Annotated in this window: 11 protein-coding genes and 1 tRNA gene; 11 read left to right on the top strand and 1 reads right to left on the bottom strand. The window is 43.5% G+C overall.

Going from position 1 to position 12,473, the window contains the following annotated elements; translation table 11 throughout:
* The first annotated feature begins 10 nt into the window (after window positions 1-10).
* The 11 genes from dapB to MAHAU_RS08455 all read left to right on the top strand — a co-directional run bounded on the left by dapB (window position 11) and on the right by MAHAU_RS08455 (window position 11,208).
* The gene (gene dapB, locus MAHAU_RS08505; RefSeq protein ID WP_013781320.1) at window positions 11-865 is read left to right on the top strand and encodes a 4-hydroxy-tetrahydrodipicolinate reductase; all 855 of its coding nucleotides are present in this window, start codon (window positions 11-13) and stop codon (window positions 863-865) included.
* A 461-nt stretch (window positions 866-1,326) separates the two neighbouring features.
* Window positions 1,327-2,418, top strand: a complete 1,092-nt coding sequence (locus tag MAHAU_RS08500) for a class II glutamine amidotransferase (RefSeq protein WP_013781319.1) — start codon at window positions 1,327-1,329, stop codon at window positions 2,416-2,418.
* The gene (locus tag MAHAU_RS08495) at window positions 2,415-3,917 is read left to right on the top strand and encodes a glutamate synthase-related protein (RefSeq protein WP_013781318.1); all 1,503 of its coding nucleotides are present in this window, start codon (window positions 2,415-2,417) and stop codon (window positions 3,915-3,917) included. Before MAHAU_RS08500 ends, MAHAU_RS08495 begins: the two co-directional genes overlap by 4 nt.
* 11 nt (window positions 3,918-3,928) lie before the next feature.
* Entirely contained in the window at window positions 3,929-4,369 is a 441-nt protein-coding gene (locus MAHAU_RS08490; protein ID WP_013781317.1) for a 4Fe-4S dicluster domain-containing protein, read from the top strand.
* A 6-nt stretch (window positions 4,370-4,375) separates the two neighbouring features.
* Window positions 4,376-5,641 carry an NAD(P)/FAD-dependent oxidoreductase gene (locus MAHAU_RS08485; protein WP_013781316.1) on the top strand — a complete coding sequence of 422 codons (1,266 nt, stop codon included), beginning with the start codon at window positions 4,376-4,378 and terminating at the stop codon, window positions 5,639-5,641.
* Entirely contained in the window at window positions 5,638-6,372 is a 735-nt protein-coding gene (locus tag MAHAU_RS08480; protein WP_013781315.1) for a GltB/FmdC/FwdC-like GXGXG domain-containing protein, read from the top strand. The genes MAHAU_RS08485 and MAHAU_RS08480 overlap by 4 nt, the downstream gene beginning before the upstream one ends.
* A 197-nt stretch (window positions 6,373-6,569) precedes the next feature.
* Window positions 6,570-7,901, top strand: coding sequence for a type I glutamate--ammonia ligase (gene glnA / locus MAHAU_RS08475; protein WP_013781314.1), 1,332 nt, complete (start codon window positions 6,570-6,572; stop codon window positions 7,899-7,901).
* Window positions 7,902-7,940: 39 nt separating this feature from the next.
* Window positions 7,941-8,522 carry an ANTAR domain-containing response regulator gene (locus MAHAU_RS08470; RefSeq protein WP_013781313.1) on the top strand — a complete coding sequence of 194 codons (582 nt, stop codon included), beginning with the start codon at window positions 7,941-7,943 and terminating at the stop codon, window positions 8,520-8,522.
* A 110-nt stretch (window positions 8,523-8,632) separates the two neighbouring features.
* A complete protein-coding gene (locus MAHAU_RS08465; RefSeq protein ID WP_013781312.1) occupies window positions 8,633-9,691 on the top strand; it encodes an HD-GYP domain-containing protein in 1,059 nt (352 codons plus the stop codon).
* 175 nt (window positions 9,692-9,866) lie between these two features.
* Window positions 9,867-9,942: transfer RNA gene (locus MAHAU_RS08460), tRNA-Ala, on the top strand.
* A 90-nt stretch (window positions 9,943-10,032) separates the two neighbouring features.
* Window positions 10,033-11,208 (top strand): NAD(P)-dependent malic enzyme, encoded by a 1,176-nt coding sequence (locus MAHAU_RS08455; protein WP_013781311.1) that lies wholly within the window; start codon window positions 10,033-10,035, stop codon window positions 11,206-11,208.
* 16 nt (window positions 11,209-11,224) lie between these two features.
* Here MAHAU_RS08455 and MAHAU_RS08450 read toward each other — a convergent pair whose 3' ends face one another.
* Window positions 11,225-12,283, bottom strand: a complete 1,059-nt coding sequence (locus MAHAU_RS08450) for a YkvI family membrane protein (protein WP_041644497.1) — start codon at window positions 12,281-12,283, stop codon at window positions 11,225-11,227.
* Window positions 12,284-12,473 lie beyond the last annotated feature (190 nt).

Here is a 12,473-nt window from a genome sequence, read left to right as displayed (position 1 = left end):
GAGGTAAGAGATGGTTAAAGCATGTATGATAGGTTTAGGTAGAACTGGTAAGATAGTAGCGAAGAACATGATAGGGAGAAAGGATATTCAATTGGTTATGGCCGTTTGCAGGCCCGGCAGTGATAAGATAGGACAGGATGTGGGAACTCTATTAGGCATATCTGAGACAGGCATAAAAGTAATGGGCAGCAACTTGCTAAATGAAGGATTAAGGATTTTTAAACCTGACGTAGCGATAGACTTCACTAATCCAGAGGCTTGCATAACGAATGCAACAGTGCTAGCACGCAATAAGATAAATGCAGTAATAGCAACTACAGGATTTACCGATATACAATTTCAGAAACTTCGGAGCATAGCCGTTCAAAACAAGGTAGGTATGGTTATAGCACCTAATATTACGCTTGGTGTAAATGTGTTACAGTTTTTGTGCAAAATTGCAGCTCAATTATTGGATGATTATGATGTAGAAATAATAGAAGAGCATTTTAAAGATAAAAAGGATATACCATCCGGTACGGCTATAAAAATAGCGGAAAGCATATCCGAAGGGCGGGGTATAGAGGATAGTGTTAAGATATTAACTGAGAATGACGCCATATCTTTAAGGGGAGCGAATATTATACCCATACATTCTCTCAGGGCCGGTGGTATAGTTGGCGTACATAAGGTAATGTTTGCCAGCGACGAAGATAGCGTGGAGATAATGCATCAGTCTTTTACTCGCTCTGCATTTGCCAAAGGGGCTATTAAAGCAGCTAAATTTATTGTCGGACGAAAGGGCGTTTATGATATGGCCGATGTTTTGAATCTTGAGGAGGCGTTGGAACGATTTGCCAATAAGCAGAGGGATTCACACGCATAATGGCAAACGTACCCTAAAAAGCCTGAACTGTAATTCGTAATATAACAAATTCAGCGCGTGCAATGATATAAAGCCTATGCCTGCTACAGGCTTGGCATATATACCTCGCTTTATATCACCCGTTTCAGTTATATATTACGAATTGCAGAAGTCTGAAAAAAATATTTGCATTTCTACGTTTTGCATGTTAAAATATTATTACTTGAACACAATGGCGTGATCAAGTGCGCAGAGATAGATTTGTTCGGCGCGTCATTAGAACATTTGAGTATGTTCTGATGAGGCGCTTAATTTTAACCCTTTTATGCAAGTTTTAGATTAAAATTATGCATTTAACTCATTATATCCTTAATATATAATCAGTTAAATGCGGCTATATGAGTAAATGCATTTGTTTACGTTTTTATAAATGCATGATGCTTGATAAATAAAATTCATAATCCGTTGAGGGGGTTTTATGGATGTTAAGGGAAAAATACGAGAGGGTACCGTCGGGCTGTGCGGTCAGCGGCATAATGGACCGCAGCGGGCGAAGGTTCTCCGGCAACGATATAATACAGTCGATAGCTCTTATGAGAGAGCGCTCCAACGGCTTGGGCGGTGGCTTCGCGGCCTATGGCATATATCCGGAATATAAGGATCATTATGCTTTCCATATGTTTTATGATGATGAACAGGCAAGGGAGACCAGTGAGCGCTTTTTGAACGAGCATTTCAATATCGCCGAAGCAGGGCCCATACCTAACACAAAGGTGAGTTCGATAAACAACGAGCCTATAATATGGCGTTATTTTGCACTACCCAAAGAGGAAAAGCTGACTTCTTCAGGGCTTTCATCAGACGAATTTGTGGCTCAATGCGTTATCAATCTTAATAAAAGGATAGACGGTGCTTTTGTGGTATCCAGCGGCAAGAATATGGGCGCATTTAAGGGTGTGGGCTATCCTGAAGACATAGGCGAATTTTATCAGTTGTATAACTACGAAGGGTATATGTGGACAGCACATGGCCGTTTTCCTACCAATACGCCAGGTTGGTGGGGTGGCGCACATCCGTTTACACTGCTCGATCTCTCGGTGGTTCATAACGGCGAGCTGTCTTCTTATGGTGCAAACCGCCATTACCTCAATGAATTCGGCTATGAATGTACTATGCAGACCGATACTGAAGTGGTGGCCTATCTTTTGGATCTGTTTGTGCGCCGGCAGGGTATGCCTTTGGAGACAGCGTGCAAGATCATGGCCCCGCCTATGTGGGATGAGATAGAGCGTATGCCTGATGGAAATAAAGCGTTTTATACCGCTTTAAGAGCGGTATATGGCAAGGCTATGATGAACGGGCCGTTTTCCATCATAGTGGCTTTTAACAATGTTATGCTTGCTCTAAACGATAGGATAAAGTTGAGGCCGCTTGTAGCTGCTGAAAAAGGCGATGTGCTATATGTATCCAGTGAGGAATCGGCCATCGTAGAGATATGTGCTAATCCGGACAGGATATGGGCACCTAGAGCAGGAGAGCCGGTTATAGGTGTGTTAGAGGGGGTGAAAGTATGATAAGCTACGTTTTACCGGAATTTTTGGTGGTACGTGATGAAAATAGATGCATACAATGCCAGGTATGCGTTAGACAGTGCGCTAATGAAGTGCATTATCTAGATGAAAAAGACGGTAAAGTAAAAGCCGATGATGCTAAGTGCGTAGATTGCCAGCGTTGCGTCACTTTTTGCCCGACGCATGCGCTAACTATAATACCGAATCCACAGGAATTCAAAGCCAATGCTAATTGGACCAAAAAGGCTATCACAGAAGTGCAGAAACAGGCTGAGAGCGGTACTGTAATGTTGACCAGTATGGGTAATCCTCAAGGATATCCAATATACTGGGATAAAATAGTGCTCAATGCCAGTCAGGTTACTAATCCTTCTATAGACCCATTGCGCGAGCCTATGGAACTCAAAACATATCTGGGACGCAAACCCGATAGGTTGGAGTTTGACCAAGACGGTAAGCTTATGACTAAGCTTACGCCGCAGTTAATACTCAAGGTACCTATCATGTTTTCTGCTATGTCCTTCGGTTCCATAAGCTTAAATGCTTGTGAGGCATTGGCCCGTGCGGCCACTGAGCTCGGTATATATTATAATACTGGTGAAGGCGGCCTCCACAGCAGTCTGTACCGTTACGGCAAGAATACCATAGCTCAGGTGGCATCCGGTAGATTCGGTGTCCATGCCGATTATTTGAATACTGCTGCGGCATTGGAAATAAAAATAGGGCAAGGTGCAAAGCCTGGCATTGGAGGGCATTTGCCCGGCGAGAAGGTAGGCGCGGAGGTATCGGCTACGCGTATGATACCGGAGGGTAGCGACGCCATATCCCCGGCACCGCATCATGATATATATTCGATAGAAGACCTGCGCCAGCTCATATATGCGCTTAAAGAGGCTACGAATTATACAAAGCCGATAAGCGTTAAGATAGCGGCTGTGCATAACGTTGCGGCCATAGCGTCAGGTATAGCTCGTGCCGGTGCTGATATTATAGCCATAGATGGTTTTCGCGGAGGTACAGGGGCAGCGCCGCTGCGCATACGCGATAATGTCGGTATTCCGATAGAGATGGCCATAGCAGCAGTGGATACCAGGCTTAAAGAAGAAGGTATACGCCATCAGGTATCGGTGGTGGCTGCCGGCAGCATGCGCAACAGCGCCGATATAATAAAGGCTATAGCATTGGGAGCGGATGCGGTTTATATAGCTACATCAGCCTTGATAGCCATAGGATGTCATATGTGCCAGAAATGCAATACCGGCAAATGCAACTGGGGGATAGCAACGCAGGACCCGCAATTGGTTAAGAGGCTGAATCCCAATATAGGGGCGCGCCGCCTGGTTAACCTTATAACGGCGTGGGAGCATGAGATAAAGGAGATGCTGGGAGGCATGGGTATAAATTCCATAGAAAGCCTGCGCGGCAACCGCGAGATGTTAAGAGGCGTTGGACTAACCCAAAAGGAGCTGGATATACTGGGTATAAAGGCCGCTGGAGAGTGAGGATAGATAATATGAAACGCGTATATGCTTTAGAAGAATACTGTGTGGGCTGTCGCTTATGCGAAATAAATTGTATAGTAGCCCATTCACAATCAAAGGACATCATCTGGGCTTTTAAGGTGGAAAACCCACGCCCTCTGCCCGGTATACTGGTAGAAGAAGCAAAACCCGTATCATTTGGCTTGCAGTGTCGGCATTGTGATGATGCCGCATGTATAAAATCATGCATAACGGGTGCTATGCATAGGGATGAGCGCGGGGCCGTGGCATGTAATACCGATAAATGCGTGGGTTGCTGGACCTGCATTATGGCCTGTCCTTATGGCGCTATAAAGCGCAATGAGAATGGAGATAAAGTGGTTTCAAAATGCGATCTATGTCCGGAGTTGCCGCAGCCGGCCTGCGTATCGCATTGTCCGAACGAAGCGCTCATATATGTGAATAGGGGGTGAGACGTCGTGGAATACGTTATAATAGGTAACTCAGCAGCCGCGGTAGGTGCTGTGGAGGGCATAAGACAGGTAGATGATGCCGGCAATATAACCGTTATATCGGAAGAACCATATTACGCCTATTCCAGGCCATTGATATCGTATCTGTTGGCTGGAACAGTCGATGACAAGAAAATGGCATATAGAGATGCCGGTTTCTATGAGGATAATGATGTATCGCTGCTCCTTGGCGTGAAGGCGGTTTCTATAGATACAGCCGGAAAACAGGTGCTACTATCCGATGGCAAAACGGTAACATATGATAGGTTGCTCATAGCTACGGGCGGCAAGCCTTTTGTACCGCCTACGAAGGGCAGTGACAAAAAAGGTGTATATACTTTTATAAAGCGCGATGATGCCGAGCAATTGAAAGCGATTGCCAAGCCGGGTAAAAAGGCTGTGGTCATAGGCGGTGGCCTCATAGGACTTAAGGCGGCTGAGGGTTTGGTAAAATGTGGCGTCAGCGTGACGGTGGTAGAATTGGCCGACCGGATACTGAGCACTATATTGGATGAGCAGGCTGCGGCTATGGTGCAGGAAGTATTAGAAGAACATGGCATAAACATTATATTGAACAACACCGTAACAGAGGTTATAGGCGATGATCGAGCGTCGGGGGTGATATTGAAAAACGGTGACAGCATCGAGTGCGATATGATAATAACGGCTATAGGTGTGCGCCCGAATACCGATGTGGTGGCAAATACCGACATAAGCATAAATCGAGGTATAAAAGTCGATGATCATATGTGCTCCGATATAAACGATGTATATGCGGCAGGCGATGTAGCCGAAGCCTATGACATCGTTTATGAGGACCAGCGCGTGACGCCTATATGGCCCAATGCATATATACAGGGTGAAGTAGCGGGGCGCAATATGGCCGGCGATGACGTCGCATTCGACGGCGGCTTTGCAAGGAATTCCATAGCTTTCTTCGGTTTGCCGATGATAACAGCCGGCATTATAAAGCCGACTGGCGATGATTATGAAGTGGCATCGGTAATACAGCCCGATAAAAAGGTTTACAAGAAAGCAGTATTTAAGGATAATCGATTGGTAGGATTTATACGATTAACCGACATCGATCGAGCGGGGATATTGACAGGCCTTATAAAAGATAAAATCGATGTAACGGCTTTCAAGAATAAACTTTTGGATGAAGACTTTGGCTTTGTCTATATGCCAAAAAGCTATAGGAAGGAAAAGCTGCTGGGGGTGAAACGCAAATGAAGGTTATAGACGCCAACGCTATGCATTATCAGCAACTGAACGCTTTGCTCAAACAAGCTGCTGCCTCAGGCGAAGATGATATAAGGGTGCTAAATGTGCGAGGCCAGCGATATATAGGCGACGGCATGCGCGGTAACCTGACCATAACGGTGGAGGGTATACCCGGCAATGATATGGCGGCCTTTATGGATGGCCCTATGATCGTTGTAAAGGGCAATACACAAGACGCCGTAGGCAATACCATGAACGCAGGCAAGGTTGTAATAAATGGTCATGCAGGGGATACCATAGGATACGCCATGCGCGGCGGTACAATATTCGTACGCGATGATGTGGGATACCGTGTGGGAATACACATGAAGGAATACGAGGACAAGATACCCGCTATAGTAGTCGGTGGCAAAGCAGGCGATTTCTTCGGCGAATACATGGCAGGAGGCATACTCATATTGCTGGGCATTGGATTACAAGCCGATGAGTCCGTAGTAGGCAATTATTGTGGTACCGGTATGCATGGCGGTGTGATATATATAAGAGGTGAAGTGGACAAATATCGGTTGGGCAAGGAAGCCGATATGCAATCCATAGATGATAAAGACCAAAAGGTGTTGCGCATGTATATAGAGCAGTTTGCGGAATATTTCGACTACGATGCCGAAGATATTTTGAATGGTACGTTTACAAAACTAGTGCCATTTGGCAAACGACCGTACGGCAAGCTTTATTCATGAGCCTATATATGGGGTAAAAAATTTTCTGTTGCGTTTGTATGGTGTATCTGTTATAATGAGATCAGCCAGAGCCCATGTCATTTTATTATGGGATCAAGGCGAAAATAATTTTAGAACAATGGCGTTCTTAACATCAAGTGGTTAAGGCGCCTTTTTCTTATATTACCCCAAAATATAAAATGAGGAGAGTGCATATTATGCCAAAGTATTCGAAGGAAGATGTAATGCGAATAGCCGTGGAACAAGACGTTATGTTTATACGCCTTCAATTCACTGATATATTCGGTGTATTGAAGAATGTGGCCATAACGGTCAATGAGCTGGATAAGGCTCTCAATAACGAAATAATGTTTGACGGTTCCTCTATAGAGGGTTTCGTCCGCATTGAAGAGTCCGATATGTATCTTAGACCGGATCCTTCAAGTTTCGCTATATTTCCATGGAGACCTAATGAAGGGAAGGTAGCCCGATTGATATGCGACGTGTACAACCCAGATGGCACGCCATTTCAAGGTTGTCCAAGGAATGTGCTGAAAAAAGCACTCGATGAAGCAGCTCAAATGGGCTATGGTATGTCAGTGGGACCTGAATGTGAATTTTTCTTATTTTTGACTGATGCCGAAGGCAAGCCGACTACTGTTACCCATGATAATGCCGGTTACTTTGATCTAGCTCCTGTGGATTTAGGAGAAGATGCGCGGCGCGATATGTGCCTGACGTTGCAGCAAATGGGCTTCGAGATCGAAGCATCTCATCACGAAGTAGCACCAGGGCAGCATGAAATTGATTTTAAGTATGATGACGCCTTATCTACGGCGGATAAAGTCATGACATTTAAGATGGTTGTGCGCACTATCGCTAAGCGCCATGGATTGCATGCCACATTTATGCCCAAGCCGGTATTTGGTATAAATGGCTCGGGTATGCACACCAATCAATCGTTATCTAAAGAGGGCAAAAATGCCTTTGACGATCCTAGTGGCCCATTAGGGCTTAGCCAGGAAGCATATTATTATATAGGCGGCCTTATGAAGCATGCCAAGGCTATGGCGGCTATTACCAATCCGACCGTGAATTCTTATAAGAGGCTTGTACCCGGTTATGAAGCACCTGTATATATAGCGTGGTCGCCCAAAAACCGCAGTCCGCTGATACGTGTACCAGCAAAACGCGGAGCGGCTACCAGAGTGGAATTGCGCAATCCGGATCCTACAGCCAATCCATATCTGGCATTGGCTGTTATGTTAAAAGCTGGCCTTGATGGCATAAAGAACAAGATTCAACCACCGGCCTCAGTTGATGAAAACATATTCCATATGAACGATGGCGCGAGAGTAGAGCGCGGCATAGACAGCTTGCCGGGTAGCCTGGATGAAGCGCTCAAAGAAATGGATAAAGATCCGCTTATTCGCGAAACCCTAGGCGAGCATATATATACCAAATATGTAGAAGCCAAGATGTTGGAATGGGATGAGTATAGAACTAAAATATCGCAATGGGAAATAGATCGGTATATAAGCCAGTTTTAATGACTTTACAAAGAAAGATTTGGGGGTGGAGGCCGTTTGATGGATGGAAAGGATATATTTGTAGCCGAACACGAACCCCAGGAACTAGAGAAGATAAAACGGTATTTGGCTGATAGCGAGTACCATATTATAGATTGTGCAACCGATGGACCAAGTGCTATACGCAAGGTACGTATGATTCATCCTGACTTAGTATTGGTAGACTTTGATCTCCCAGTTACAGGAGGTCTTGAAGTGGCTAAAATATCCGAGGAGGATCATATAGCACCGGCTCTCGTTATGGCACCTATATCCCAAAGCACTTTCATTGATATACATTGCGGTCAATGGGATTTCGCCTATATAAATAAGCCGTTTACCAAATTGGCATTGCTGCAAGCCATGCAATTGGTGGCTATATCTTATCGCCGCATATCAAGGCTAGAGCAAGAGGTTGCTAAATTAAAGGACGATCTTGAAGCCAGGAAGGACGTCGAAAGGGCAAAGGGAATATTGATGGAAGTGCTCAATTTATCAGAAAAAGAAGCCTTTCGTAAAATGCAGAAACAGAGCATGGACAAGGGCATGCCTATGCGTGATATAGCCAGAGCGATCATAGTGGCATATGAAACCGGTAAATAATGATTTGCATAGATAGGGCTTTGGAACTGTGTAGTTCCTAGGCCCTATCTAGTTTCTGTCTACAAGTGCCGATATTATATTTATAAAGATATAATTCGTCGGAGGTTGCCGTGAGTACAGAAAGTTTGCATAGGATATTTGTAAAGACAGAAGATTTAAGGCCGGGGATGATTTTGAATGAAGATGTATCATTGGAGTTCGGTGCGGTGTTAATACCAAAGGATACCGAGATTACTCAACGTATGATAAAAAGATTACAGATGTTGGATATAAAGGGCGTATATGTATTATCATCCGATGCAAATTTACCTCAAGAGTCCGCAAGTCAGGATGTGTTAAAAGAGGTATATGATAATGCTCATAATGTAATCAAAAATACTATGGACAATGTACGGCATAACGGCAGAGTAGATATAGCATCTACTATGAATGTGGTTGAGGAAATAGTGGATAAGATAAATAACTGTACTGACATTGTACGTGGCTTACAGGAGCTAAGGACCGAAAGCGAATATACATACAAGCACTGTGTGGATGTGGCTATTTTGTGTGGACTTATGGGAAGGTGGCTTAAAGCTTCTGATAGGAGTCTACTCCATCTAGTCTATGCTGGTTTTATGCATGATATAGGCAAAGCTAAAATTCCGTTAGATATACTTAATAAGCCAGATAAACTTACTCAAAAGGAATTTGCCGTGATGAAGAATCATCCATTATACGGATACGATATAATGTCGAAGTCTGGCAAATTTGATAAAAATATATATTATGGCGTGTTATTTCATCATGAAAGGGAGGACGGCAGCGGCTATCCATTTGGCCTAAATGCTCCTAAAATACCGCTTGTGGCAAAGATAGTGGCTGTTATGGATACATATGATGCTATGATAAGCCAACGCCCATATAAAGATCATTACTCGCCTTATTATGTAATAGATGTACTGCAGTGGAATTGTATAGGCAAATTGGATCTAGACATAGTCAGGACATTTATTTCTCACATAATCGATTTGTTTGTTGGCGATAATGTGGAGTTAAGTAATGGTGAAATTGGCAGGGTCGTATATTTGGATAAAGCATTGCCTACTAGACCGCTTATAGAGCTTGAGAACGGCAGTTTTGTAGATTTGCGGGAACACTATGAGTTATATATAAAAGATGTATTGTGATGATTATTCAGTTATCTTCCAGGCTAATCGTTACCTTCGCTTATATAAGCAGCGCCTGAATGATCACGCATTATAACTTTGCGCTAAAATTTTTATCTAAGGGGGTATTGACAGTGTCGCTTGTAACCTGTATAATATCCTTTGTCAGCAGAAAGAGGTGCTGAAAGTTATACGTGGGGGTATAGCTCAGTTGGGAGAGCGCTTGAATGGCATTCAAGAGGTCAGGGGTTCGACTCCCCTTATCTCCACCATATAATATAATAAATAACCTCTGATTTTATCAGGGGTTATTTTTGTATACAAATATATTTATAAAGCTATTATGCGAGGAGCATGTATATATGAATATTCAAGAAGAAGCATTAAAACTACATGAAGAGCTTAAGGGGAAACTTGAGATAGCACCCAAGGCAAAAGTGGAATCCGCTTACGACTTAAGTCTTGCATATACGCCGGGAGTAGCGGAACCGTGCAACAAGATACATGAGAACCGCGATGATGTCTACAAGTATACAGTCAAAGGTAATACTATAGCGGTTGTAACTGACGGCACTGCTGTGCTGGGTTTGGGTGATATCGGCCCTGAAGCTGGACTTCCTGTTATGGAGGGCAAAGCTGTATTATTTAAAACATTTGGCAATGTTGATGCATTTCCTATATGCCTTGCTACCAAGGATGTGGAAGAGATAGTGAAAACTGTAAAACTCATATCTCCTGGATTTGGAGGCATAAATCTTGAAGATATATCAGCTCCTAGGTGCTTTGAAATAGAGGATCGCCTAAAGGCCGAACTGGATATACCGGTATTCCACGATGATCAACATGGCACCGCAGTAGTTGTGCTGGCGGCTATGATAAATGCCCTGAAGTTGACAGGCAAGGTTATGGAAGATCTGAGCGTGGTCATTAACGGTGCGGGAGCAGCCGGCGTAGCCATAGCCAAGCTGCTTATGAAAATGGGCCTAAAGGACGTAGTACTCTGCGACAGGCAGGGTGCTATATATGAAGGAAGAGAAGGACTTAATGACATAAAACGGCAAATGGCAACTATAACTAATTTGGATAATAAAAAAGGGAATCTTGCTGATATCATAAAAGGTGCAGACGTATTCATAGGTGTATCATCGCCTGGCGTGCTTACGGCAGACATGGTTCGGTCCATGGCACCCGAACCGATGGTATTTGCTATGGCGAACCCTGTGCCCGAAATATTTCCGGACGATGCAAAAGGCGCCGGGGCGAGAATAGTGGGTACCGGCCGTTCGGATTTTCCCAATCAGATAAACAATGTGCTGGCATTCCCCGGCATATTTCGCGGCGCGTTGGATGTAAGGGCACGTCAGATAAATGACGAGATGAAAATTGCTGCAGCTTATGCTATAGCTGAATCAGTTAGCGTAAATGAGCTGAAAGAAAACTTTATCATTCCGTATGCTTTTAACAAAAACGTAGCTGCTAGAGTAGCCAATGCAGTAGCTGATGCAGCCCAAAAAACGGGTGTGGCGGCAAGATTTTAATCGCCGCATATGTTTATCATTTTATCACGGATACTTTCATCTTATTTATAACCAGCACTACCAACATTACAATACCACCGTAACCTGCTAAGGGATACAAATATTTTATCATTGTCGAAAATCCGAGCTGGCTGGCAATAAAAGCCAATACGGCAGTACCGATTATAAGGAATTTTGCCAATGGGCTCCTCAAATCGGTTATTCTAGCTACAAAACCATATAGGCTGCTTACGGCTGTAGTATATATTTCGGTTAAAAGGACTGTAGCGTAGATCAATTGTACGGGGTAAGAGATGCGGCCGGCTATAAATATCATAGGCACTTCCAGGTTTTTTACGGAAGCCATGCTTTTAGTCAATGCCAGATATATGACTGTAGCTCCCAATCCCAGTCCGATGCTGCCTATTAAAGCCCCGCGGTTGACGGCTTTTTTACTCTCGGCTCTTGAGCCGAGAGGTGCTAATATAGATACTGAAAGCAATATATTGTATGAAGTATATAAAACGGCAGACAATAACCAATTGTTAACTAAGCTGCCGGCTGTTGATGCAATCGTTGTAATTTCCGAAGCAGAGGGTGTATTTAATACCGATACCACGCTTATGCCCGTAGCCGATATGAGCAGAAAAGGTACAACAAAACTTATGGAGTTAACCACGCCATTCAAACCGGTCAATACAGTTATAGTTGCGGTTATAGTCATAAGAGCGTTTCCCCATATACCGGATATATTGAATTGTTGGGCTAACATAGCGCCTGAGCCGGCTATCATGGTGGTCAAAGCTCCAAATAAAAAGAAGATTATTAAATAATCTATAAAGGTACTGATCCAATTATTGCCCGAAAACTTTATTATCTCGATATGTGAACGTGAATCGAGACGTCTGCCTAAGTCCATAATTATATATCCGAACACCATAAATAAAAGGGTTGCTATGCTTAAACCCAATAATCCATTTATGCCGAATACAGCAAAAAACTGCAATATCTCCTGTCCTGACGCAAAACCTGCGCCGACAACTGTACCTATATAGGTAGCCGCTATCTTCCACGTAGGAATGTTTCTATCCATCATTATTAAACCCCATTTTATATTTTTTAGTTTTCTTGATGTTTCTATTGTAATCAATATATTCATCAAACATTCCATAATCGATTTTTAAGCATGGTAACATAGTCTGCGGATAAGCTAATATTAGTCGAAATTATCACAATATTAGAACTTTATCAAAATCGAAGGATTTTAAGCGATTTTAACGAATATT

The organism is Mahella australiensis 50-1 BON (assembly GCF_000213255.1).
Taxonomy (GTDB): domain Bacteria; phylum Bacillota; class Clostridia; order Mahellales; family Mahellaceae; genus Mahella; species Mahella australiensis.
This window is presented reverse-complemented; position numbering and strand designations above follow the sequence as displayed.